Source organism: Providencia huaxiensis (genome assembly GCF_002843235.3).
Classification (GTDB): domain Bacteria; phylum Pseudomonadota; class Gammaproteobacteria; order Enterobacterales; family Enterobacteriaceae; genus Providencia; species Providencia huaxiensis.
On record NZ_CP031123.2, the window covers coordinates 2,123,175 to 2,147,573 of the forward strand.

The 24,399-nt window shown below is 42.1% G+C and carries 21 protein-coding genes and 1 tRNA gene; 5 read left to right on the forward strand and 17 right to left on the reverse strand.

Translation table 11 applies throughout. The annotated features are described in order from the left end of the window. The first annotated feature begins 46 nt into the window (after positions 1 to 46). Complete coding sequence (gene mnmC, locus CYG50_RS11595) at positions 47 to 2,086, forward strand: bifunctional tRNA (5-methylaminomethyl-2-thiouridine)(34)-methyltransferase MnmC2/FAD-dependent 5-carboxymethylaminomethyl-2-thiouridine(34) oxidoreductase MnmC1 (RefSeq protein ID WP_102137609.1); 2,040 nt, start codon at positions 47 to 49, stop codon at positions 2,084 to 2,086. Positions 2,087 to 2,104: 18 nt separating this feature from the next. On the opposite strand, the gene CYG50_RS11600 is transcribed toward mnmC, so the two are convergent. The 11 genes from CYG50_RS11600 to hutI form a co-directional block, all read right to left on the reverse strand. Continuing rightward, a complete protein-coding gene (locus CYG50_RS11600) occupies positions 2,105 to 2,620 on the reverse strand; it encodes a GNAT family N-acetyltransferase (RefSeq protein WP_102137608.1) in 516 nt (171 codons plus the stop codon). A gap of 91 nt (positions 2,621 to 2,711) precedes the next feature. Then, positions 2,712 to 2,984 carry a YfcL family protein gene (locus tag CYG50_RS11605; protein WP_102137607.1) on the reverse strand — a complete coding sequence of 91 codons (273 nt, stop codon included), beginning with the start codon at positions 2,982 to 2,984 and terminating at the stop codon, positions 2,712 to 2,714. Positions 2,985 to 3,012: 28 nt separating this feature from the next. Further along, on the reverse strand, positions 3,013 to 3,561 hold the full coding sequence (locus CYG50_RS11610; RefSeq protein ID WP_102137606.1) for an elongation factor P hydroxylase: 549 nt from the start codon (positions 3,559 to 3,561) through the stop codon (positions 3,013 to 3,015). A gap of 17 nt (positions 3,562 to 3,578) precedes the next feature. Further along, entirely contained in the window at positions 3,579 to 4,382 is an 804-nt protein-coding gene (locus CYG50_RS11615; RefSeq protein ID WP_004912371.1) for a TSUP family transporter, read from the reverse strand. A gap of 175 nt (positions 4,383 to 4,557) precedes the next feature. Further along, positions 4,558 to 5,646: a chorismate synthase gene (gene aroC, locus CYG50_RS11620; RefSeq protein WP_102137605.1), complete on the reverse strand. Its 1,089-nt coding sequence runs from the start codon at positions 5,644 to 5,646 to the stop codon at positions 4,558 to 4,560. Between the two features lie 115 nt (positions 5,647 to 5,761). Next, positions 5,762 to 6,694 carry a 50S ribosomal protein L3 N(5)-glutamine methyltransferase gene (prmB, locus tag CYG50_RS11625; RefSeq protein WP_004257202.1) on the reverse strand — a complete coding sequence of 311 codons (933 nt, stop codon included), beginning with the start codon at positions 6,692 to 6,694 and terminating at the stop codon, positions 5,762 to 5,764. A gap of 211 nt (positions 6,695 to 6,905) precedes the next feature. Continuing rightward, positions 6,906 to 8,297 carry an L-histidine transporter HutT gene (gene hutT, locus CYG50_RS11630; RefSeq protein WP_102137604.1) on the reverse strand — a complete coding sequence of 464 codons (1,392 nt, stop codon included), beginning with the start codon at positions 8,295 to 8,297 and terminating at the stop codon, positions 6,906 to 6,908. An 89-nt stretch (positions 8,298 to 8,386) separates the two neighbouring features. After that, on the reverse strand, positions 8,387 to 9,919 hold the full coding sequence (gene hutH, locus CYG50_RS11635) for a histidine ammonia-lyase (protein WP_102137603.1): 1,533 nt from the start codon (positions 9,917 to 9,919) through the stop codon (positions 8,387 to 8,389). Between the two features lie 12 nt (positions 9,920 to 9,931). Then, a complete protein-coding gene (hutU, locus tag CYG50_RS11640) occupies positions 9,932 to 11,611 on the reverse strand; it encodes a urocanate hydratase (protein WP_102137602.1) in 1,680 nt (559 codons plus the stop codon). 322 nt (positions 11,612 to 11,933) lie between these two features. Further along, entirely contained in the window at positions 11,934 to 12,671 is a 738-nt protein-coding gene (gene hutC / locus CYG50_RS11645; protein WP_181490110.1) for a histidine utilization transcriptional repressor HutC, read from the reverse strand. 270 nt (positions 12,672 to 12,941) lie between these two features. Then, on the reverse strand, positions 12,942 to 14,180 hold the full coding sequence (gene hutI / locus CYG50_RS11650) for an imidazolonepropionase (RefSeq protein ID WP_102137600.1): 1,239 nt from the start codon (positions 14,178 to 14,180) through the stop codon (positions 12,942 to 12,944). A gap of 270 nt (positions 14,181 to 14,450) precedes the next feature. Here hutI and smrB point away from each other — a divergent pair, with 270 nt between their 5' ends. Beyond that, complete coding sequence (smrB, locus tag CYG50_RS11655; RefSeq protein ID WP_102137599.1) at positions 14,451 to 14,993, forward strand: endonuclease SmrB; 543 nt, start codon at positions 14,451 to 14,453, stop codon at positions 14,991 to 14,993. Between the two features lie 18 nt (positions 14,994 to 15,011). Here smrB and sixA read toward each other — a convergent pair whose 3' ends face one another. The 4 genes from sixA to CYG50_RS11675 all read right to left on the reverse strand — a co-directional run bounded on the left by sixA (position 15,012) and on the right by CYG50_RS11675 (position 19,966). Continuing rightward, a complete protein-coding gene (gene sixA / locus CYG50_RS11660; protein ID WP_102137598.1) occupies positions 15,012 to 15,494 on the reverse strand; it encodes a phosphohistidine phosphatase SixA in 483 nt (160 codons plus the stop codon). Between the two features lie 360 nt (positions 15,495 to 15,854). Further along, positions 15,855 to 18,077 (reverse strand): fatty acid oxidation complex subunit alpha FadJ, encoded by a 2,223-nt coding sequence (gene fadJ, locus CYG50_RS11665; protein WP_102137597.1) that lies wholly within the window; start codon positions 18,075 to 18,077, stop codon positions 15,855 to 15,857. Next, positions 18,077 to 19,396, reverse strand: coding sequence for an acetyl-CoA C-acyltransferase FadI (gene fadI / locus CYG50_RS11670; RefSeq protein ID WP_102137596.1), 1,320 nt, complete (start codon positions 19,394 to 19,396; stop codon positions 18,077 to 18,079). The genes fadJ and fadI overlap by 1 nt, the downstream gene beginning before the upstream one ends. A 273-nt stretch (positions 19,397 to 19,669) precedes the next feature. Then, entirely contained in the window at positions 19,670 to 19,966 is a 297-nt protein-coding gene (locus tag CYG50_RS11675; protein WP_102137595.1) for a YfcZ/YiiS family protein, read from the reverse strand. Between the two features lie 353 nt (positions 19,967 to 20,319). Between CYG50_RS11675 and fadL the strand changes: the two genes are divergently transcribed. Beyond that, positions 20,320 to 21,624 carry a long-chain fatty acid transporter FadL gene (gene fadL / locus CYG50_RS11680; protein WP_102137594.1) on the forward strand — a complete coding sequence of 435 codons (1,305 nt, stop codon included), beginning with the start codon at positions 20,320 to 20,322 and terminating at the stop codon, positions 21,622 to 21,624. A gap of 570 nt (positions 21,625 to 22,194) precedes the next feature. On the opposite strand, the gene mlaA is transcribed toward fadL, so the two are convergent. Then, positions 22,195 to 22,947, reverse strand: coding sequence for a phospholipid-binding lipoprotein MlaA (gene mlaA, locus CYG50_RS11685; protein ID WP_102137593.1), 753 nt, complete (start codon positions 22,945 to 22,947; stop codon positions 22,195 to 22,197). A gap of 353 nt (positions 22,948 to 23,300) precedes the next feature. Here mlaA and CYG50_RS11690 point away from each other — a divergent pair. Both CYG50_RS11690 and CYG50_RS11695 read left to right on the forward strand, forming a co-directional pair. Next, positions 23,301 to 23,375 (forward strand) — tRNA-Arg (locus CYG50_RS11690). A gap of 154 nt (positions 23,376 to 23,529) precedes the next feature. Further along, positions 23,530 to 23,895, forward strand: coding sequence for a tyrosine-type recombinase/integrase (locus tag CYG50_RS11695; protein WP_102137592.1), 366 nt, complete (start codon positions 23,530 to 23,532; stop codon positions 23,893 to 23,895). Positions 23,896 to 24,049: 154 nt separating this feature from the next. Here CYG50_RS11695 and CYG50_RS11700 read toward each other — a convergent pair whose 3' ends face one another. Next, a complete protein-coding gene (locus tag CYG50_RS11700; RefSeq protein WP_102137591.1) occupies positions 24,050 to 24,397 on the reverse strand; it encodes a hypothetical protein in 348 nt (115 codons plus the stop codon). Positions 24,398 to 24,399 lie beyond the last annotated feature (2 nt).

The following is a 24,399-nucleotide window of genomic DNA, read 5'->3' on the forward strand; positions in this document are numbered from 1 at the left end:
TATCAGCGGTAAAATTTAGGGATTATATAAAAAGTGTAGGCATATCGTGAAAAAGAACGCTGTACAAACCGCACGCCTGAGTTGGAATGACGAAGGCACTCCCATGTCTGAACAGTTTGCAGATATCTATTTTTCTAACCAAGATGGCTTAGAAGAAGCTCGACATGTGTTTTTGCAAGGGAATCATTTTCCTGGCCGCTTTGCGACGCACCCTTTTGCAACCTGTGTCATTGCTGAAACTGGGTTTGGTACGGGTTTGAATTTCCTAGCATTGTGGCAATCTTTTAATCAGTTTAAAGCCGAAAACCCCAATGCAGCATTACAGCAATTACATTTCATCAGCTTCGAAAAATACCCTTTAACAAAAACAGATTTAATCGCTGCACATCGCTGTTGGCCTGAACTTGCTGGCTTATCGCAAACCCTTTGTGAAAGTTGGCCACAAGCTCTACCAGGCAACCAGAGGATCATATTAGAAAATGGCCATATCATATTAGATTTATGGTTTGGCGATGTTAATGAGCAAATATCTTTACTGAAAAACAACTTAAACAACAAGATAGACGCATGGTTTTTAGATGGTTTCGCCCCCTCAAAAAACCCCGAAATGTGGAGTGAACAGCTGTACACTAACATGGCAAAGTTAGCCCGCCTCAATGGGACTTTTGCGACATTTACTGTGGCAGGTTCAGTTAAAAGAGGCCTACAGCAAGCTGGCTTCACCCTTAAAAAGGTTAAAGGCTTTGGCAACAAGCGAGAAATGTTAACTGGCGTATTAGCCGAAAAAGAAATTGATATCCCAACGCCTTGGTTTGCAAGACGAAAAGCCGATAACCCAACTGACGTTGCTATCATTGGCGGCGGGCTTGCCAGTTTAACGGTGGCCTACGCCCTTCATAACCGCGGTGCTAAAGTCACCTTATTCTGCCAAGATGCCCAAGTTGCACAGAATGCTTCCGGCAATCGCCAAGGGGCTATTTACCCCTTACTCACCGGTAATAACGACCCACTTGAGCGTTTTTTTGTCAGTGCTTTCCCCTTTGCCTCTCGCTTTTATCACCAATTAGCAAAACAAGGGCTCACATTTGAAGGCCAGTGGTGTGGCGTAAGCCAACTCGCTTATAACGACAAAATTGCTCACAAAATAGCAGGAATGTTAGAAACTGAGTGGCCTGATGATTTTGCGATTGGTAAAAATCGTCAGCAACTGAGTGATATTTGCGGCGTTGATGTCAACCATGATGGTATTCACTACGCGTCTGGAGGATGGTTGTGCCCTGCCCAACTGTGTGAGAGTTTACAACAATATTTGCAACAGCAGGGTGTCACCTTCTGTTTTGAACATAATGTCGTTGAATTAAAACAAACAGAACAAAATTGGCAGTTATTAATTGAAACTGCACAACACAAACAGCTAACACGTGTTCACTCAACTGTCATCATTGCTAATGGGCACAAGCTGCGCCAATTTGCTCAAACCGTTAATTTACCCATTTCGCCTGTACGTGGGCAAGTCAGCCATATTCCAACCAATCACACCCTACAACAACTGAAAAATGTTTTGTGTTTTGAAGGGTATTTAACACCAGCCGATGCCACTGGTACACAACATTGCTTAGGCGCTAGCTACCAACGTGAACGGCTTGATTTCGATTATAGTGAAGAGGAGCAGCAAGGAAACCGCCAGAAACTGGTTGATAACCTACCCGATGTAACTTGGCCTAGGGACATCGATATTTCACAGCAACATTCACGCCAAGGTATTCGTTGTGTTATTCGCGACCATTTTCCTTTATTAGGCAATGTGCCTGATTTCGAACAACATTTGGCACTCTATCACGATTTACCCACTCAAATCGCCAACAAACAGCCTATTGGACTCGCTCCTGTGCACCCAAATTTATTTATTTTTGGGGCATTGGGGTCAAGAGGGTTATCAACTGCACCACTTTGTGCGGAATTGCTGGCTGCTCAAATTTTTGGGCAAGTACTCCCGCTCGATGATGAAACCCTTGCAGAACTCAACCCAAACCGTTTTTGGGTAAGGAAATTATTATTAGGTCGCCCTATTAAACTCCCTTATTAATACACTAATATTAATGCATTAAGTTAATGAGATAGCCATTGCACAGCGGTCTTCAGCAGCAAACCCTGCATCGACCTCAGACTGTAAAATAGCCTGTAACTCGGTGGTTAGCTCATTAATTTCAAGAATTTTAAAACCCAAGCGTTGGTAATAAGGTGCATTCCAAGGCACATCGCGGCAAGTGGTCAATGTCACTACCGTGATTTTGCGTGCCAAAGCGGCATCAAGAACCTGCTTAATCAGCTTCTTACCCAGCCCCTGTCCTTGCCATTGCTGGCAAACAGACACTTCACAAATATGCAGGCTAGTATGGTGACTTTCAGCATTGATAAAACCAATTGGTTCATCACAATCATTCACAGCCACCCACTCTAATTGCTCAGAAATAAAACCGAGGTGGTCTTGCTCTGTTTGCCCATCACCTTCAGCAAGCCATTGATATTTTTCGATACTCGTGAACGCCTGCCCTGCGGAAGCTTCCACCGTAGGAAGGGATTTAGCATCAAGGGGGGTTGCTAAACGAACATTCGCCATAATGTGTACTCACAACAAAATTTAGCTAACAAAAAAGCGGGTTTCCCCGCTTTTCATGCAGAACTCAACAGATAATGCATAACACAATAAATTAAATTGCGTTATTTAATAAGCTTTTCCACATATCTAATACCAGTACTTGGTCTGGTGGTGTCAATTCACCAGCTTTGATGGCATTTTGAATACTGACTTCAACACGTTGGTATAATGCTTCAGAACTGGTTTCGTTTTCTTCTTCCAGCTCAGCCACAGCAAGGGTTAAGTGACCACGCAAATAGCCGCCAGCGAAGAGTTCATCATCACTCGCGTGTTCAACCATATCATCAATTTTCGTTAGTATGCGTGTTTCTAAATCCGCAAGCATGCTTAATCCTTACTATATTGTGTGTTCATTAGGCAAAAATATCTTCCGGGTAAGGAAAAGCTTCTGCACAAAGAGGTGGCGTATTGTAAAACAATTGTAACGCATTAATAAAGCGTAATGGGCGCTCAGGGATACCATTTTCTAAATAAAGCATCACTTGGGCATGAACTTTGCGCATAAACGCAATGCGATCAGGCTCAAAATCCCCTTCTAAGTTGTCACAGCTGACATTAAATGGAATGCCAACAGCAACACAAAACAGCCAGTCTAGCGCTTGAGGTTTGATTTCCACCACTTCAAACTCACACTGTGTTTTTTCATCTCGCCCATCAGGGCAATACCAATAGCCGTAATCAACTTGCTGGCGCCTTGCTTCCCCTGCGATACACCAATGTGAGATTTCGTGTAATCCACTGGTGAAAAAGCCGTGTGCGAACACAATTCGGTGATAAGGCACTTCCTCATCTGCAGGTAAATAAATGGGTTCATCATCCCCTTTTACCAGTCTAGTGTTATATGTCACACCAAAGCATTCATCAAAGATATTGATTAGATCCTGATAATTATGTGTACTCATGAATAATTTAAATCATCTTAAAATAATGAGAGGAACCAAGCTTTAATCACGTCACCATGGCTATCATGGAGTAATTTAATACTCATCAGCAACGAAATCACCACGATCATCGGCCTGATCAGTTTCTGTCCTTTGGTTAATACCAAGCGCGCACCTAAACGAGCGCCAACCATTTGGCCAATTAGCATAACAAAACCTAATGCCCAAAGAACATGACCCCCGATAATAAAAAACACTAAAGAGCCAAAATTAGAGGCAAAATTAAGTAACTTCGCATGAGCAGTGGCTTTAGCAAGGTTATAGCCAAGCAACAAAACATAACCTAATGCCAAAAATGAACCAGTTCCGGGACCAAATGCACCATCATAAAAACCCAGTGTCATCCCAATTGCCACCCCGAAAAATGGCATACTGATACGTTGTTGACGGTCTTGCACACCAATTGACGGCGTTAATAAAAAGTATAAACCGACACAAATCACCAAAATGGGCAACAGTTGTTTTAAGAACGCAGTGTCAATCATTTGAATAACAATCGCACCTAACATGGCACCAATCATTGTCATAATGAATGGAAACAATTGCTCTCGTAAATCTATGGCTTTTCGCCTGACAAAATAGAGCGTTGAAGAAAACGAACCGCCAACCGCTTGCAACTTATTGGTTGCTAAAGCTTCAACTGGAGTTATTCCCACAGATAACAGGGCTGGGATTGTTAATAGCCCACCACCACCCGCGATGGAGTCAATAAACCCTGCAAACAGCGCAACAAAGAAGAGTAAAGCATAAACTTCAGGTGCAACGGCAGTTAGCCAATCCATTTTACTATCCAAAGAGAAGAAATATCATGATGTTGATGTGAATATATCGCCAATCAGGTTTGGTGATATCACAACCTAGATGAGGTATTTTTAGGAGGCTTCATCCGAACCTTCATCATCAACAAAGCGACCTTATAGGCCGCTCAGTTGTCACTACATAAACACAGTAAAACGGTTATTCAAACGGTTCCATTGCTGGCGTTACATCCGCACATTGGCCACGATGACGTAAATAGTGGTCCATTAGAACAATCGCCATCATCGCTTCCGCAATTGGTACTGCGCGAATGCCTACACAAGGGTCATGACGCCCTTTGGTGATCATTTCAACTTCTTCACCATCACGGTTTAGTGTTTTACCTGAAACGGTAATACTGGATGTCGGTTTTAACGCAATATGCGCAATAATAGGCTGGCTGCTGCTAATACCGCCTAAAATGCCGCCTGCATGGTTTGAGGTGAAACCATTACGGGTAATTTCATCACGGTTTTCACTGCCTTTCAGTGCAATAACACCGAAACCATCCCCAATTTCCACGCCTTTTACCGCGTTAATACTCATCAACGCATGAGCGAGGTCGGCATCTAAACGGTCAAATACCGGCTCACCTAAGCCCGCAGGCACATGCTCTGCAATGACGGTAATTTTAGCACCAATCGAATCACCTTCTTTCTTTAAACCACGCAATAATTCGTCAAGTGCTTCTAACTTGCTTGGATCAGGACAGAAAAACGGGTTTTCTTCGACAATTGACCAGTCTTTAATTTCACAAGCGACTGACCCCATTTGCGTTAAACAACCATGAATTTGCACACCAAGCTTTTCTTGTAAATACTTTTTCGCAATCGCACCTGCCGCAACACGCATAGCTGTTTCACGTGCTGATGAGCGACCACCACCACGGTAATCTCGCTGGCCATATTTTTGTTCGTAAGTGTAGTCTGCATGACCTGGCCTAAAAACATCTTTAATCGCGCCATAATCTTGCGAGCGTTGGTCGGTATTTTCAATCAGTAAACCAATACTCGTGCCCGTTGTCATACCATTAAACACACCAGATAAGATTTTGACTTGGTCAGGCTCCCGACGCGCTGTCGTATAACGAGATGTCCCCGGACGACGACGGTCTAAGTCTTTTTGTAAATCTGCTTCTGTCAGTGCTAAGCCAGGGGGAACCCCATCGACGATGCAACCTAATGCAACCCCGTGTGACTCACCAAATGTGGTTACGCGGAAAAGTTGCCCAATTGAATTTCCTGCCATCGGAGTATCCTATTCTAAGCCATTCTTGTTTTACTAAGAATTTTGGTTGTTAATTATTATATCGTTGTGTCGTTATTATTGATTACATGATCTTGGAACATCACGCAACTGTTGATTAATCGATATAAAGCTCAAAATGTGCGTGGTGCTCAACAAGTTGTTCACGCGTTAACATAAACACACCGTCACCACCATATTCAAAGTCTAACCAAATAAATGGAATTTCAGGATATTGTTCAATCAGATGAACCATGCTGTTGCCCACTTCGCACACTAACACGCCTTCTTCTGTCAGAAAACGCGGTGCATTGGCTAAAATACGGCGCACCAATTTCAACCCATCACTTCCAGCGGCTAGCGCTAATTCAGGCTCGACACGAAACTCTTCCGGTAAGTCATCCATATCTTCCGCATCAACATACGGTGGGTTCGTCACGATCAGGTCATATTTAACCTCTGGCATATCGCGGAATAAGTCAGAGCGGATCGGTATCACCCGGTGTTCTAAACCATGATTGGCAATATTTTGCTCAGCCACCGCCAGCACATCACTTGAAATATCAACCGCATCGACTTCTGCATCAGGGAATTCATACGCACAAGCAATCGCAATACAACCACTTCCGGTACATAAATCAAGAATAGTTTGTGGTTCATCCGCCACTAAACCAACAAAATGGTTATTGATTAATTCACCAATTGGCGAGCGTGGGATAAGCACTCGCTCATCAACATAAAACTCATGGCCACAAAACCATGAACGATTAGTCAGGTATGCAACCGGAATACGCTCATTAATGCGGCGTAAAACACGCTCAATAATGCGGTGGCGTTCTGTTGGTGTTAGGCGTGAGGTTAACAGCTCATCGGGCAGGTCTAGAGGCAGGTAAAGTGTTGGTAACACCAATTGTAGCGCCTCATCCCATGGGTTATCTGTACCGTGACCATAGTACACATTGGCTGCATTAAAGCGGCTCATCGTCCAACGTAAAATATCTTGAATGGTATGAAGTTCTGCAACGGCTTCATCAACGAAAATCTTTTCCAAGAAGGGGTTCTCCAGCCTGTATTTTGAAAGGGAATATATGAATAGTTAAAGTTTGCCACGAAGTGAAAGACAAATCAGCAGATTAATGCAATAAAATTTGCCAAGGGGATCTGCTCATCGAGCTTATTAATGCATGTTTTGACGTAAAAACGCCCTTTATTTAGCTAAAGGGCGTGAAGAAAATAACAAGTTCAGCAAGGAAGCAACGATATTAGCTTTCGTTTTGCAGTACGATTTCCGCCTCTTTCGCAGGTTTTTTTACCCAAAGTGCGTAGGCGATAGTCAGTAATACTAACCAAACAATGCCTACATAGAGTGCAATTCGTGTTGATTCAAAATACCCCAAGACACCAAAAACAAATACCATAAATGCGATGGCTAAAATAGGTGCCACAGGCCACATAGGCACAGGGAATTTTAATTGGCTAATTTCTTCTGGCGACATTTTTTTACGCATTGCAAACTGTGACAGCAAAATCATTAACCATACCCAAATGGTGGCAAATGTCGCAATTGACGCAATTACCACAAATACATCATCAGGGATGACATAGTTCAATACCACACCGACTAACAACACAGCGACCATCACTAATACCGTCATCCAAGGCACACCATTTTTTGTCAGCTTGGTAAAGGCTCTTGGCGCTTGCCCTTCATGTGCCATGCCATACATCATACGCCCTGCACCAAAGATATCGCTGTTAATCGCCGAAATTGCCGCCGTGATCACCACAACATTTAAGATATTCGCCGCAGATTGAATACCTAAGCTATCGAAAATTTGCACAAATGGGCTACCTTGCTGCCCAATTTGGTTCCACGGGTAAATGCACATCAAGACAAATAACGTTAGGACATAAAACAGTAAGATGCGAATTGGTACTGCATTAATCGCTCTTGGGATAGTCGTTTCAGGGTTTTTCGCTTCACTCGCGGTAATACCAATAACTTCAATTCCCCCGAAAGCAAACATCACGACAGCAAAGGATGCAATCACCCCACCAATACCATTTGGCATAAACCCATCGTGAATAAATAAGTTTGATACCCCAACCGCATGGTCTGCTGCTTGGCCAAAACCAAACATCATGATGGCTGCACCACCGACAATCATCGCAATAATCGCAATAACTTTAATGATTGACAGCCAAAACTCCATTTCACCGAAGGTTTTCACGTGACATAGGTTTATCGCGCCAATAAAGAAAATAATGCTTAACACCCAAATCCACTGTGCAACCTCTGGAAACCACAGTTTCATATAAACACCAAATGCCGTCACATCCGCCAAACAAACGATGAGCATTTCAAAAACATAGGTCCATCCCGCAAAAAAACCCGCTCTAGCCCCTAAATAATGGCTGGCATACTGTGAGAACGACCCCGCAAGTGGCCGATGAACCGCCATTTCACCCAGCGCTCTCATAACCATAAATACTGCGGCGCCGCCGATAATATAGGCGAGTAATACCGCAGGCCCAGCGGTTTCTATTGCTTTCGCTGAACCATAAAATAAACCTGTACCAATCGCAGAACCTAAAGCCATAAATCGAATGTGGCGCGCAGAAAGCCCTCGCGCAAGTTGTGATGTGCTTTGCATGATTTATCCTTCGTATTATTTTATTGTCGTGCAGATAAATACTTCAGGTAGCCGATACTTTGCCGGCCACCTTTTATTTGCTTGATATGTTAGTTAGGGAAGACTGCGCCAGCCTTGAAGAGCGCAGACAGTTTATATTGGTTAATTAAATCAATTGCCGCTTCAATATCAGGGGCAAAATAACGGTCTTTATCATAGTAAGTCACTTGGTCACGCAACGTTTTACGTGCTTTTTCCAAGGTTTCGCTCGACGTCAAACCTTCACGAAAATCCATTCCCTGACACGCAGAAAGCCATTCAATGGCTAAAATACCTGTGACATTCTTTGCCATTTCCCATAATCGACGACCTGCTGCAGGCGCCATCGATACGTGGTCTTCTTGGTTAGCGGATGTAGGTAGGCTATCAACACTCGAAGGGTGTGCTAATGCTTTGTTTTCACTGGCTAATGCAGCCGCGGTCACTTGGGCTATCATAAAGCCTGAATTGACGCCGCCATTATTCACTAAGAAAGGTGGCAACTGCGACATGTGGGTATCCATCAATAATGCAATGCGACGTTCGGATAACGCGCCAATTTCTGCTAATGCAAGTGCAATATTATCGGCTGCCATCGCAACAGGTTCGGCATGGAAGTTACCGCCCGAAATAATATCGCCATTATCGGTAAAGACTAACGGGTTATCTGACACCGCATTAGATTCAATTAATATCACTTCGGCTGCTTGGCGAATTTGGGTTAAACAAGCCCCCATGACTTGTGGCTGACAACGTAGTGAATAAGGGTCTTGCACTTTCACGCAGTTTTCATGGGACTTCGCCAATTCACTCGTCGGTGACAAAATATCACGGAACATCGCCGCAACATCGATTTGCCCTTTTTGCCCTCGAACTTCTTGCACTCGTGCATCAAACGGTTTACGGGAGCCCAATGTGGCTTCAACACTAAGCGCACCACAGACAATGCCAGATAGCAGCAATTTTTCTGCTTCAAATAACCCTTTCAATGCAAAGGCCGTGGATGTTTGGGTGCCGTTTAATAACGCTAGCCCCTCTTTAGCTTCCAATTTTAGTGGCACTAACCCAGCTTTTTCTAACGCTTTTTTCGCTGAGATCCACTTGCCTTCATAACGCGCCTTTCCTTCTCCTAGCAGAATTAAACTCATATGCGCCAATGGTGCTAAGTCACCAGAAGCCCCTACAGAGCCCTTCGCAGGAATAAATGGATAAACTTGCGCATTCACTAATGCAATTAAAGCATTAATGACTTCGAGACGGATACCAGAGAAACCGCGAGCTAAACTATTAATTTTGAGCACCATGATTAAACGCACGAGGTCATCATCTAACGGCTCGCCAACACCCGCAGCATGAGACATCACAATAGAGCGTTGTAATGATTGCAAATCTTTAGTCGCGATGCGGGTATTGGCAAGTAAACCAAACCCCGTATTGATACCGTAAGCGGTTCTATCTTCTTCAATAATTTTATTGACCGTTGCAACACTTTTTTCAATAGCCGCATGAGCGCGTTTATCCAATGTCACTGTTACCGCTTGTTGGAAAACAATACGCAGGTCTTCGAGTGTCATTTTTCCTGGGTGAATAGTTAACTTAGTCATTAATGGCACTCCTTAACGTGTTTTAATCATTGGTAAATTAAGATTTTTTTCTTGCGCACAAGCAATCGCGATGTCATACCCTGCATCTGCGTGGCGCATGACGCCTGTAGCCGGGTCATTGTGTAGCACTCGAGCAATACGCTCTGCGGCTTCATCCGTTCCATCACAGACAATCACAACCCCAGAGTGCTGAGAGAAGCCCATACCGACGCCACCACCGTGATGTAAGGATACCCACGTTGCACCACTGGCTGTATTTAATAACGCATTGAGTAACGGCCAGTCTGAAACGGCATCAGAGCCATCTTTCATGGATTCTGTTTCACGGTTTGGGCTGGCCACTGAGCCTGAATCTAGGTGGTCACGGCCGATAACAATTGGAGCCGAAACCTCACCGTTTCTGACCATCTCATTGAATGCTAAACCTAATTTAGCGCGGTCCCCAAGCCCTACCCAACAGATACGCGCTGGCAAACCTTGAAAGCTGATACGTTCACGCGCCATATCCAACCAGCGATGCAAGTGCTTATCATCCGGTAGAAGTTCTTTCACTTTCGCATCGGTTTTATAGATATCTTCAGGATCCCCTGATAACGCGACCCAACGGAATGGGCCAACACCGCGGCAAAATAGTGGGCGAATATAAGCAGGCACAAAACCAGGGAAATCAAACGCATTCTCTACGCCCATTTCCAACGCCATTTGGCGGATATTGTTCCCATAATCAAACGTTGGAATGCCTTGCTGTTTGAACGCCAGCATCGCTTTAACGTGTTCCGCCATGGATTTTTTTGCAGCCAATGCAGTCGCTTGCGGGTCTTGAACACTGCGTTCACGGTACTCTTCCCAGCTCATCCCAATTGGCAAATAACCATTTAGCGGGTCATGGGCACTTGTCTGGTCGGTCACCATATCCGGTTTAACACCGCGTTTGACGAGCTCAGGAAGAACTTCAGCGGCATTAGCACACAGTGCGATAGAAATGGCTTTGCCTTCCGATGTGTATTTTTTGAGACGCGCTAGAGCATCATCAAGATCGACCGCTTGTTCATCCACATAATGGGTTCTTAAACGGAAATCGATACGGCTTTGTTGGCACTCAATATTCAATGAGCAAGCACCTGCCAGTGTCGCGGCTAGAGGTTGTGCGCCCCCCATGCCACCTAAACCCGCGGTAAGTACCCAGCGCCCAGTTAAATCACCGTTAAAGTGCTGACGAGCGGCTTCCACAAAGGTTTCATAGGTTCCTTGAACAATGCCTTGGCTGCCGATATAAATCCAGCTACCTGCCGTCATTTGGCCATACATGGCGAGGCCTTTCGCATCCAACTCATTAAAATGTTCCCAGTTTGCCCAATGTGGCACGAGATTTGAGTTAGCGATTAAAACACGTGGGGCATTTGCATGGGTTTTGAAAACACCGACAGGCTTACCTGACTGAACCAGCAGTGTTTCATCGCTCTCGAGTTGTTTCAGGGACTCAACAATTTGGTCATAGCATTGCCAATTCCGTGCCGCGCGCCCAATACCACCATAAACCACTAATTCATGAGGGTTTTCTGCAACATCTGGGTCAAGGTTATTCATTAACATACGTAATGGAGCTTCAGTGAGCCAACTTTTGGCACTTAAGGTATTCCCCCGCGGTGCCCTAATTTCGATATTTCGATATTTATTATTCAGTGCTGTCACTTGTATACCCTCTTTTATCTGTCCATTAGCTACCTTTTATTGTTCTTATAGATATAGTTGTATATACATGTACGATCAATTAATTTTTTAACATAAAGATTAAAAAAATGTGATATGAAAATGTTTTTATACAAATAAAACAATTAGATAAAAAACAAGGCTGATATTTTGGTGTGTTTTCTTTATTCTAAATATGCCTACCAGATCACATTTTATTTACAATAAATTCACACAAAATAGGTATGGAAGAGAATAACTCGATACGATAAGCGGAAAATAGGTTGTATATCATTCCGCCCATATTTTTACGTGGTGAAAGAACTTATGACGTGAAACTACCTTTAAGCTTATAACGGTGACCAGGAAACAATAGTTTGGTACTTGTCACAGTGAAAGACTGGGACCAAGTACGCCTTGTAATTAACAAACAAGATGCGCCTGTGGTAATTTGCAATAACCTCGCTGAGCGCTCATCAGCTTCTACGGCCTCAACAATATGCTCCCCTTGTGTTAAAGGGGCGACTTGGGACAAATAATCATGGGGGGTAATCGATAAAAAGTTTTGCTGTAAATAATCAGGCGCTGCTAACGCATTGACATATCTGTCTTCAATTTGTACAGGGACATCATTTTCTAAATGTACAATAATAGAATGAAATATCACGGTATCTGGACTAATATTTAACTCATTTGCGAGCGCGGGTGACGCTTGTATTTCTTCGAGTTTAATTATCCTGCAGCTGTACTTATGGTTTCTCGCCAGTATTTCCGCTTCAATACTGTGGATTTCAAATAGCGCAGATTGCCCCTTTGGTTCAGCCACGAACGTTCCCACACCTTGCAAGCGAACCAATAACCCTTCTGCGGTTAATTCACGTAGTGCTCGGTTTGCCGTCATTCGACTACATTGAAACTGTGTAACTAACTCAGCCTCAGATGGAATACGGTCATTTGCCTGCCACTCTGCAGTGTGGATTTTTTCAATAATCGATTGTTTTACTTGCAAATATAGCGGGAGCGGTACCCCCTGCTTATCCTTTTTATCGGCTGTCACAGTCATTTCCAATTTAATGATTAAAATCTTAAGTATTAATATGCTATTTATTGAATAGCATACAACACGACCTTAGTGCTATCGGACATTTTTTATCCTGACAGTCGCGAATAAAAACATCATGCTTAATTATTTAGCATTCACATAATTAAACGATGTAATTTTAATAGAAACAAACAAAAAACAGAAAATATTTAGGGCAAATTGCGGCAAACAACATTATTTACCGCTATTAATTATTATTATTTTCGTAGCTAGAACTGCGAGTCACATATATCACCCGTTTCGATGGGTAATTTTGCCTTCATGGACTCTAATGAACAATGGGTTACTCCCCTGCTCATAAATCATTTCGACTGGCTCTTGCGCGTTCCACACAACAAAATCAGCAACAAAGCCCGTTTTTAATTGCCCATGGCTACTTTCACGGCCTAACGCCTTCGCAGCGTGACGTGTCACACCTGCCCATATCTCCTCCGGTGTCAGCTTAAATAAGACGGCCGCCATATTCATAATAATACGTAACGAGGCAAAAGGACTGGTGCCCGGGTTAAAATCCGTTGAAACCGCCATAGGAACGTTGTGTTCCCTCAACAGCTCAATTGGCGGTAATTTGGTTTCCCTCAGAAAATAAAATGCCCCCGGTAGCAAGACCGCGACTGTTCCGCTCGCTTTAAGTGCTTTAACCCCTTCTAAATCTAAATATTCAATGTGGTCAACCGATAACCCTTTGTATCGGGCAACTAATTCGCTCCCACCTAGATTTGATAACTGCTCCATATGCCCTTTCACAGGAATGCCTAATTTCTGCGCCGCTGCAAATAACTTTTCGCTTTGAGCAAGGGAAAAACCCACGCTTTCACAGAAAACATCGACTGCTTCAAACAAGCCTTTTTCCCATAGTCTAGGCATGATTTTTTGGCAAATCAAATCAATGTATTCATCAGGTTTATCTTTATATTCAACGGGAACGGTGTGAGCGGAGAGCAAGGTTGAACTGACTGAAATAGGATATTGTGCAGATAACCGTTTTGCGACTTGTAACTGTTTTTCTTCATTTTCATAATCAAGCCCATAACCTGATTTCATTTCTATACTTGTCACACCTTCTCGAATTAATGCTTCTAGCCTTGGCTTAGCGCGTTCAAATAATTCGTTCTCGCTCATCTTACGGGTTTCACGCACAGTAGAATTAATTCCACCACCTTGAGAACTAATGGTTTCATAAGAGACCCCATTCATTCGCTGTTCCCATTCAGAAGCTCGGTCACCACCAAAAACTAAATGTGTATGGCAATCGATTAATCCTGGGGTTATTAATTTACCCTTTACATCAATAACCTGGCAGTCATTTAATTCAATTTCCTGAGTAGGAACAATTGCAACTATTTTATTATCACGGACAACTAAATCATGGTGTTCAACAAGCCCATAAGGGACTGATAGTTCTGGATCCATAGTGGCAATACGGCCATTACGCCAAACGATATCTTGAGAGTGTGTTTTGAATACCATCGTTTTTCCTATTGTTATTGAATTCATTGTTATTGAATTCATTGTTATTGAATTCATTGTTATTGAATTCAGTTTTAATCATTGTATTAATAAATAGTATAGATATGTATATACAATTAGACTAGCAAGTCCCCTTTTGTCAATGCTTACCTGTAAAAAGGTTATAAATATGTTACTTAGCGCGAACAATCTACGATTATCACCATTCATTAAAAATGAGTTACACTAGCAATCAGAAAAATTAATCACAAAAAATATATTATTAAAATTATGAAGAAAAAATTTGGTCTAGAAGATGAAGAGATCCGTCTTTTCAAAGAAGCCATTAATGGAGCAAAGAAAATCCATCAGGACCAAGTCCTGCACGCACCTGTTCGTGCCAAGGTGACACAACCATCAAATAAAAAAGTCATGCAAGAACAGGTTGACGCCTCTTTTTATTTTTCAGATGAATTTCAACCGCAACTTGAAAATGAAGGCCCAACGCGTTATTTAAGGCCCGACGCTAACCCTTATGAATTAAAAAAACTTCGTCGGGGTGACTACGTTCCTGAGTTGTTTTTGGATTTACATGGCTTAACACAAATGGAAGCAAAGCAAGAAATTGGCGCGCTTATTGCGGCCTGTAAGCGTGAAAATGTCTATTGTGCCTGCATTATGCACGGCCATGGTAAGCATGTTTTAAAGCAACAAACACCGCTATGGCTTGCCCAACACCCTGATATTATTGCTTTTCACCAAGCACCTAAAGAATGGGGGGGTAATGCAGCATTATTACTACTCATTGAAACCGCGGAGAGCGCTCGCCGTTAAGCGCTCATCCGTTCTGTATTATTTCGCAAATAATAGTTGTGATGGACTCAGCATCCATTCTAAATGACTTTTCTGATGGGCCACATCAATATCAACACATGCAACTGTTGATGTGGTGAACATCGGAGGTTCTTTATGTGGACATAGCTCCGACACTAAATACCCCACCAGCGGTAAATGAGATACAACTAATATCGCATTAGCGCCTAGCACAGCAAGATCTCGAATATGGTCAGCCACAAATGCGGCATTCCCTCCTGGCGTTAATTGCCCTAAAACCTCCGCCTTTACGGGTAAATCGAGGTGCTGACTCACAACCTGCCTAGTTTGTTCGGCTCTTAGATAGGGGCTCACTAACACCGAATCAATCTTAATACCTTGGTTCTGTAACCATTGAGCCATTAATACTGAGTCGTCTTTTCCCTTTTGAGTCAATGGGCGCTCAGCATCGCTAGGCGCTTGTATCGCTGCATCACCGTGACGCATAATGTAAACTTGCATAATCCACCATCTGAGTAACCTACCTTATTAAGGTGGCTATTCTTTTGTTGTTAAGATAATTGTTGTAAAAGTAACCATCAGTTGGGGTGAAATGTGATTCTGCATGAAATGACCAACAAAGAAAATGATTTGAGTAAATTTTTATGCATGTTTCTTTAGCAGGCTATGTTGCGAGCTAAATTTTGGTATTTATTATCAATCAGTTAAAGATAATATAATTAGTTATTCTAACTGTACGAACTTGGCTTAAAAAAGCCTGATAACCAAGGATATATTTGGTATCAGGCCTTGACTGGTTTTATTGAATCAAACAACCATTGGCTAACAGGCTACCCTGCTATGCCATGATTGTTGATGCTATTACTGTTCGTTACTTGATTTTGTTGCATTAACCCCATCTTCTGCATCTGCAGAAAAAAAGGTTCGATTATTTTCTGCCATGTTACATAGCAATTCACAAGGCTGGAATTTATCACCATATTTCATAGCGAGGTTATTCAGGGTTTCCACGGTTTTTGCAATCCCCAGGCTATCCATATACCTGAATGGGCCACCAAAGAAAGGTGGGAAACCGATACCAAATACCGCCCCGACATCCCCATCACGTGCACTTTTAATAATCTTTTCATCAAGGCAACGGGCAGCCTCGTTAAGCATCATCATAACGCACCGCTGTGCAATATCCGCTTTAGTCAATGTATCGTTGGGAACTACACCAATCAGTGAATAAATGGTTTTATCGACTTGACGCTTACTGGCTTTTTTCCAAAACCACAACTTATTAGTGTGGTGACCATATTCATAAAAACCTTTGCCATTTTTCTTACCTTTACGGTCGTCTTTAACGACTTTGTCGAGTAAATCAGGGGCTTTGAAACGCTCACCAAAACGCTCAACTAAAATCGGTAAAATTTTAGTTCCTACATCAATACCGACTTCGTCTAATAGATTAAAAGGCCCGACAGGGAAGCCAAATTCGACTAAAGCACGGTCAATATGCTCTATTGATTCACCTTCAACAAGGCATTGGGCAGCTTCACATAAGAATGGGGCTAAAATGCGATTTACATAGAAACCGGCATCATCCCCCACGACAATTGCTGTTTTGCCTTGGCGTTTTGCTAGAGCAACAACGGTTGCAATCGTTGTTTCGTCTGTGTGTTGATGAGGGATTACTTCAACCAAAGGCATTTTATCGACTGGGCTAAAGTAGTGTAAGCCGATGACTTTTTCAGGATGCGTCGCATTCTGTGCAATTTGGTGAATAGGTAAGGATGATGTATTAGAAGCAAAAATAGCTTGTTGTTTCGACATCTTTTCAACTTCAGCAACCATTTTTTGTTTTAATGCTAAATCTTCAAATACCGCTTCAATGATAACATTAGCGTTTTCCAGCCCTTGATAACTTAATGTGCCTGATACCTTAGCCATAACGGCTGCTCGTTCCCGGGCTAGTAACCGCCGTTTGATAACTCGCTGAGTCAGTAGGTCCCAGCTATAACGCAGGGCTTGGGTGACACCTTTGTCTGAAATATCTTTAATACGAACGGGTAATTTACCTTGAAAAGCGGTGACATAAGCAATTCCGCCGCCCATCAACCCACCGCCAAGCACACCAACTTGGTTAATTTTCAAGGGTGCAGCTTGCGCCCCCGTTTCATTTTTTAACGCGGTAACCGCAAAAAATAAATTACGTAATGCAGCAGACTCTGGTGTCATCACAAGCTCACCGAAGGCTTTCGCTTCTTCTGCATAACCGGCTTGCAACCCTTTATTCATTCCTGTTTTCACAACATGAATAATTTTTTCAGGGGCTGGGTAATGGCCTTTGGTTTTGCTGAGTGCTTTTTGTTTGGCGCTATCGAACACTTTATTGCGTAATAATTTGCTGCTTAATAAGCGCTGTTGCCAATGGATAGCAGGACGCTGAACGCCCCCTTTTTTCACCATTTTAACTGCAACGTCGAGTAAAATAGACTCAGGAACTACATCATCAACTAACCCTATTTTCAGCGCCTGTTTCGCTTTTAGCTGGCGGCCTGTCAGCATTAAATCCAATGCATGTGGAATACCAATCAACCGAGGTAAACGCTGCGTTCCTCCAGAGCCAGGTAATAACCCCAATTGTACTTCAGGCAAGCCTAACTTCGTTTTATCATCATTAGAACAAACCCTCGCATGACATGCCAAGGCAAGCTCTAGCCCGCCGCCTAAACACGCACCATGTATTGCGGCAATAATAGGCAATGGGTAATTATCGATTTTATCAAATAGTACGTGACCTGCTTTTGACAACTCACTGGCTTGGGCTTTATTTTCACAGCCAGCTATCATGCTAATGTCTGCGCCTGCAATAAAACTGTCTTTTTTCCCTGAGGTGATAACTAAGCCTTTCAAACCAGAGGTAGACTGCGCTTGCTGTAAAACTGCAAGGAATTGCTCCGCAAATTCCGCTTTTAATGTATTCACTTTTTCATTCGGTACATCAATGAAGATGACCCCGACGTTTTCATCATGAATTTCTAAGCGAAAAGCCTGTTGTGTTTTTTCTCTTGCAACTTCTATAGCAGAATTTTGAGCCATTATTCCACCTCTAAGATCATAGCTGCACCTAAACCACCCGCAGCACAAGCTGTTGTTAAACTAAAACCACCACCCCGTCTGCGCAATTCATTTAGGGTTTGTGTCACCATTCGTGCGCCTGTGGCTGCAAATGGGTGCCCATAAGCGATAGAGCCCCCTAAGACATTAAATTTATCCATATCCACTTCGCCAATTGCGTTATCTATTCCTAATTTTTCTTGAGCGAATTTACGGCTACCAAACATTTGTAAATTAGCGAGTGTTTGCGCAGCAAAGGCTTCATGCATATCAATCAGGGATAAATCTTGCAGTGATAACCCCGCTCGTTTCAAAGCAAGCGGAGTGGCATAAGAAGGCCCCAAAAGCATATCTTCCCATACGTCTATCGCTGAAAACGCATAACTTCGAATATAGCCTAGCGGCGTATAACCCAGTGATTTCGCTCGGGACTCGGTCATCATCAATACTGCAGCGGCACCATCTGTCAACGGTGTGCTGTTCGCAGCGGTAACACTACCGTGCTTACGGTCAAAGGCGGGTTTTAATTTCGCATAGGATGATAGTACTGAGTTTGTACGCACATTGTTATCTTGGGAAAAAGCTTGCTTAAAGGGCGGCATATATGCGGTCATAACTTCATCATTTAAAGCGCCATTTTCCCACGCTTTTGTCGCTAACATATGCGAGCGATGAGCAAGCTCATCTTGCTGGGCTCGGCTAATTTGATAACTTTTCGCCATTTGCTCCGCGGTATCTCCCATACGCAGCCCTGTAGAATATTCCGCAACACCGGGTGCAACTGGTGCTAGATCCCTCAAACGTAATTTCGCTAACAATGATAATTTTTGCCCAACAGACTTTGCTTTGCTTAATGCTAATAACGTCTCGGCCAATTTTTTTGATACGCCAATAGGAAGCACAGAAGATGAATCTGCCCCGCCAGCAATACCGATAGAAATATCGCCTACCCTCATACTTTGAGCAACATTAACAATTGCTTGAAAACTTGTCGCGCAAGCTCTTGATACACTGTAGGCATCTGTTGAGACACTCATCCCTGTACCAAGAACAATTTCCCGCGCAATATTCGGTGCTTCTGGCATTTGTACCACTTGCCCAAATACCAATTGCTCAATCAGGTTTCTATCTAAATCATTACGGGCTAATAATTCAGCAACTACGGCTTTACCTAGATCGACTGCTGGAATTCCTGCGTATGCCGTAGATTGCTTTGCAAAAGGTAAGCGTAGACCACTGACAATGGCGATCCTTTCATTTGTTTTATCTGTATTTTCACCATGGTTGAGATGTTGATTCATGGTCGCTCCTGCTAAAGCAAAAATGAAAATTATAGTTAATTAGCTCTCTAAGCGGACAAAGAGGTCTGACCTGTAACAATTGTTAACATAAAATTCACAATTATCAATGGGTATTGATAAAAAATGCGAGCAGGTACGCAACTTAGAGTAAAAACCCAACAAATTGCAGCAGAGGAAAACAGGAGGGAAATAAGGAAGCCTTTTATCACTGGGCGTTAATCACGCCATCGTTTTAGTGATAAAAGGCAAATCAGAGCAAATTCAATCGTTTGATTAACGAAGACCTAATTGAAAAATCAAACTTTCTGCTTCACAGCTAAAACTAAACTCCGCCGTAAGCTCAACACCATCCTCTACAGGCTTAATAGAATGGGTTATCGCACAAGGGTCTGACTCAACAGATTTTGCTTTCTCTGTGAGTGTTTTCAACATAGTTTCCGCTTCATTTTGTGTAGCGAATACATGCTGATACGAGGCAGTGCAGTCTTTATTATCTAATACTGTTCCCACATCTACACAGCAGCAGGCTGCGGTTTCATCCGCGCTACAACGGTTAATCGCATCAGTCATTTTACTCTCCAAATAAACAAACTGTTAAGTCGCTATCATAACGCTGAAAAAGTGCTAAAAACTAGTATGTATCAAAATATATCGCTAATAATTAAACATAAGTTTGATCTTACCCCGTATTCGTATACTTTTCGCTCCCAATTCGTCAGTTAATGTTGCCATTTTGTTAAATATGTCGCATTTTTGAAAACAAAGTCACAATAACTGCAAAACAAGCTTGCAACATATCAGGTGGTCAGACCTATACTCTAGTAACTGGTCTGATTTGTCATAACGGCAAGGGACCCTACAATTCTGCGCTTCTTGCGATAGAAGTCGCTTTATTCAAAATAAAACATAAGAGGGTTTTGGTCATGAGCCAGAAAAACCTGTTTTCTAGATCAGCTTTAGCAATAGCAGTGGCAATTGTATCATCCAACGCAGGCGCGGCTGGTTTTTTGCTTAATGAATATTCTACATCCGCACTGGGACGCGCGTTTTCGGGAGCGGGTGCAATGGGCGACAACGCAAGTGAGGGAAGCCGAAACCCTGCTGCCATGATGTTGTTTGATCGCCCTTCTCTTTCTGTTGGTGCCGTTTATATTGACCCAAGCGTTGATATCAAAGGGCGTGATAAAGATATGTTTACTTCAAACAATATCGCACCAAATGCACTGGTTCCTAACGCTCACTTTATCTTTCCTATTAATGATAAATGGGCCGTTGGTACTTCAATGACGACCAACTTTGGTTTAGCAACTGATTTCCCTAAAGATTACGCTGGTGGCCCAGTTGGCGGCAAAACTGATTTAAAAACCGTTAACTTAAATTTAAGCGGTGCATATCGTTTAAATAACCATTTTAGTTTTGGTGTAGGTGCTAACGCAGTTTATGCAGATGCTGAAATAACTCGTCATGCGGGAGTGTTATCCCTACAACCCCCTGTCTCAAGCCTACCCGGTGTTAGCCCAAGCTCAACCATGGCAAAGCTAAAAGGAGATGACTGGGGCTATGGTTGGAATGCGGGTCTGTTGTATGAGATCAATGAAGACAACCGTTTAAGCTTAACTTACCGTTCTAAAGTTAAAGTTAAATTTGAAAATGGTAAATACTCAAATGACCTACCAAATATGCCCCTTCCAAATGGTCTTGTAGGGACTGGTGGTGAAAAAATCAAGGGAACTTTAGACCTTAACTTACCTGATATCTGGGAATTCTCTGGTTACCATAAAGTCGCACCTAAATGGGCACTGCATTATAGCGTTGCTTACACGGGCTGGAGTGAATTTAAAGAATTAACCGCTTATCGTAAGAGCGATGGCCAAGAACTATTCCATAAACCAGAAAACTTTGATGATGCATGGCGTCTCGCTATCGGTACCACTTATTTCTATGATGATAATTGGACTTTCCGTACAGGTATTGCCTATGATGAAAGCCCTGTACCAGCTAAGTATCGTTCAATTTCGATTCCTGACCAAGACCGTTACTGGTTAAGTGCAGGAACCACTTATGCATTTAATGAAAACGCTTCTGTTGATGTGGGTATTTCTTATATGCACGGCAAAAAAGTCAATATAAATGAAAGGCTTGTAGAAAAAGACCCTAGAACTATGACGAGTTTCAAATCTGAAGGTTCTGCTTGGTTATACGGTGTAAACTTCAACTATACGTTCTAATTAATCGAATTTTTAAGTATCAGGGAGTTCTCTCCCTGGTACTATTATCAATGTCAATTGCCCCATCCCACTAATTTTCAAAACTTAACATAAATTTTCTTGACCCTCACCTGCATCATATGTAAATTAAATGTTAAGAATATGAGTTCACCTCATCATTTCTTTATAAAATACACACTATCGCATTTTTAAGATAAATCGCTTTAGATTTCATTAGATTATCATTCATTCTCTGAATGTTCTTATTTGCAAGCACAACCCAATAGCATATTTTATACTGATGATATCCACTAATATATATGGCTTTTCATCAAACTGTATTAATCACGCTATATTCTATTATTGGCTACGGCCACGAAGGCATGTAAAAGAGGCAACAATGACTAAAACTTAGGAGGCTGTATGGGAACACTGTTTACTGTCGGTTTTATTGGTGTATTAGGGGTAATAGCCTTAATTGACACCGTCTCTCAACGAGGAAAGCGAGACAATGATTAGCTTTTTATTTATCACTCTCTAGTATCATTCGTATACAAGAGAGTGATAAACCTTCCAAAACAATTCAATTTACTAATCTATCGAATCAAGCTGGTCTTCAATCGCTGCTGCATTTGGGTTTTCTGTTGCTTTTAACGCGCCACCACTTGATAAAAAGTCATTACGTTGGAAATAGGCTTCTCGCATCATTAAGTACGGGTCTGAAGAGTTCTTCAATAATCCATCTGAATCTAATAGCCTTGCTCGGGTTTCAATTCCTTCCAGTGCCCATTTACCCGCGGACATCCAGAATGTGAGATAGCTTAGCATTGGATATAAATCATCAACTAAGTCCCCCCCTTGTTCCCTCGGTGTTGCACTGCCATACCCCGGTAACACCACATAAGGACCATAGCCCACATCGTAATAGCCTAAGGTATTACCAAAACGTTTTGGCTCTTCTTTCGCTAATTGAGGGTTTGCCATTGTCGCCACATCAATGAGCCCCCCCATACCGAAGACAGTATTAAGGAAAAAGCGGTTAAAATGTTTGAAACCTTGAGTCACTTCCCCACGCAGAAAGCTATTTAACATACTTGCAGGTTCTTCAAGGTTAACAAAAAAATTGGTTAATCCATTACGGGCAGGCATCGGGACATAATCATTCCAAGCAACAGCAACTGGCCTCAAGACATAAGGGTCAAGGACGTTATAGTTGAAATTAAACATTGCTCGGTTGAACCCTTCTAATGGGTCCGAACGTTCATGTGTTTCTGGATCAATGCTACTTGCACAACCTGCAATTAACACCCCTGCCAGAAAAACGCCCGTCATGCGAAACTTCATAACACTTCTCCATTCCCTGTACCGTCCTACTGCGGTACTTTTCCACTGTAATAACTGCTTTGCTTATAGTAAGGCGAAAAAAAGAATTATGTTAATCCTTTTGAGTTATTCGATTATCTTAAAGGCTAATTATACGCCATTTAATAATATTCTTATTATAAGAAAATTGAACAGTTAGTACAAAATAGAAATGCGCCCACTCAACCATAAAGATGATAACCACCCTATTTTCGAATGAAAAACAGTCAAATAAATATTTATGGAAGATAAATTCGATTATTTGTCCGTAACAACTTGATTCAATTAGACCTGAACAGTAAAATGCTTTCGCTATCGTAATTACGACTCCAAAAGTCCCCTTAGTTAAATGGATATAACGAGCCCCTCCTAAGGGCTAGTTGCAGGTTCGATTCCTGCAGGGGACACCATTACCACGTCTAAATACTTCCAATTTTTCAAATAAAAACAACAAATTAATTATTTTGACTTCCAAGAAGATCTAGTAACTTCTAGTGGGGTCTAAGTACTCATGTGTATAGTACTGTGTATAGGTCTAGGTTCGATAAAAAAACTATACACATTATGCTGCTCACTGATATCCAAATTCGTAAAGCTAAGTCTAAAATGATTTCATTTGGTGTGTATGGACAAATTTCTTTAGCCGATGCCAGAAGAAAAAGAGATGAAGCAAAAAGGCAGTTTTCAGATGGTATAGACCCAAGTGATGCGCGCAAATCGGAAAAGATCACACAAAAATACGCTGCTGGAAATACGTTTAAAGCGGTTGCAATGGAATGGCACTCATCAAAATGCTCTACATGGTCAAAAGGCTATGCGAGCGAAATATTGCGTTGTTTTGAAAATGATGTTTTTCCTTTCACACGAAATAAAGTTCTCAACCACGTAAAATTCACTACACCGCACCCGCCTGCACAATTTGGATCATAAAATTATTTCAGTTTCAAAGTGAAGTACATTTAGTGAATAAATTTATAATTATTTGAATATAAATAGTTTTTTATTTTATGTGAGATTTTTACTTAAGAGTATGAGTCGCATAAAAACTGAAAAACTAAACTATTAGCCTCACTACCCTGCTACATTATTTGTACATTGCTTCATTTATAGTTCCAGACACATTATCTAGATCAATACAATTGAATGTCAGTGTTCTATCCTCCATCCACACCCTAATAGAATATAACTTCTCCATTGAAACCCCTATTTTCTGAGGATATGCAGCGTATGGTGTCAACTGTTCTTTTTGCCACTCTTTGCAAGCGTTGAAATCACCTAACTCTTTCACTTTTATAAGCTGCTTATAAGGACGTACTATTTCTGGCTTTTTATTGTTAACTGACATCGCCTGTAGTTCATCCAAGCTATATGTCGTCGCCATTAAAGGCGACTGAAAACACGTAAATAATATAACCGCTAAGGCTCTTTTCATCT

What these genes read in the sequence shown, in the direction of transcription:
- CYG50_RS11695 (WP_102137592.1), top strand. Translation starts at nt 23,530, where the DNA reads ATGCTGCTCACTGATATCCAAATTCGTAAAGCTAAGTCTAAAATGATT.
- CYG50_RS11610 (WP_102137606.1), bottom strand. Translation starts at nt 3,561, where the DNA reads ATGAGTACACATAATTATCAGGATCTAATCAATATCTTTGATGAATGC.
- mlaA (WP_102137593.1), bottom strand. Translation starts at nt 22,947, where the DNA reads ATGAAGTTTCGCATGACGGGCGTTTTTCTGGCAGGGGTGTTAATTGCA.
- fadI (WP_102137596.1), bottom strand. Translation starts at nt 19,396, where the DNA reads ATGAATCAACATCTCAACCATGGTGAAAATACAGATAAAACAAATGAA.
- hutH (WP_102137603.1), bottom strand. Translation starts at nt 9,919, where the DNA reads ATGACTAAGTTAACTATTCACCCAGGAAAAATGACACTCGAAGACCTG.
- hutI (WP_102137600.1), bottom strand. Translation starts at nt 14,180, where the DNA reads ATGGTATTCAAAACACACTCTCAAGATATCGTTTGGCGTAATGGCCGT.
- fadL (WP_102137594.1), top strand. Translation starts at nt 20,320, where the DNA reads ATGAGCCAGAAAAACCTGTTTTCTAGATCAGCTTTAGCAATAGCAGTG.
- aroC (WP_102137605.1), bottom strand. Translation starts at nt 5,646, where the DNA reads ATGGCAGGAAATTCAATTGGGCAACTTTTCCGCGTAACCACATTTGGT.
- hutT (WP_102137604.1), bottom strand. Translation starts at nt 8,297, where the DNA reads ATGCAAAGCACATCACAACTTGCGCGAGGGCTTTCTGCGCGCCACATT.
- CYG50_RS11600 (WP_102137608.1), bottom strand. Translation starts at nt 2,620, where the DNA reads ATGGCGAATGTTCGTTTAGCAACCCCCCTTGATGCTAAATCCCTTCCT.
- sixA (WP_102137598.1), bottom strand. Translation starts at nt 15,494, where the DNA reads ATGCAAGTTTACATTATGCGTCACGGTGATGCAGCGATACAAGCGCCT.
- CYG50_RS11675 (WP_102137595.1), bottom strand. Translation starts at nt 19,966, where the DNA reads ATGACTGATGCGATTAACCGTTGTAGCGCGGATGAAACCGCAGCCTGC.
- hutC (WP_181490110.1), bottom strand. Translation starts at nt 12,671, where the DNA reads ATGACTGTGACAGCCGATAAAAAGGATAAGCAGGGGGTACCGCTCCCG.
- smrB (WP_102137599.1), top strand. Translation starts at nt 14,451, where the DNA reads ATGAAGAAAAAATTTGGTCTAGAAGATGAAGAGATCCGTCTTTTCAAA.
- CYG50_RS11700 (WP_102137591.1), bottom strand. Translation starts at nt 24,397, where the DNA reads ATGAAAAGAGCCTTAGCGGTTATATTATTTACGTGTTTTCAGTCGCCT.
- CYG50_RS11605 (WP_102137607.1), bottom strand. Translation starts at nt 2,984, where the DNA reads ATGCTTGCGGATTTAGAAACACGCATACTAACGAAAATTGATGATATG.
- fadJ (WP_102137597.1), bottom strand. Translation starts at nt 18,077, where the DNA reads ATGGCTCAAAATTCTGCTATAGAAGTTGCAAGAGAAAAAACACAACAG.
- CYG50_RS11615 (WP_004912371.1), bottom strand. Translation starts at nt 4,382, where the DNA reads ATGGATTGGCTAACTGCCGTTGCACCTGAAGTTTATGCTTTACTCTTC.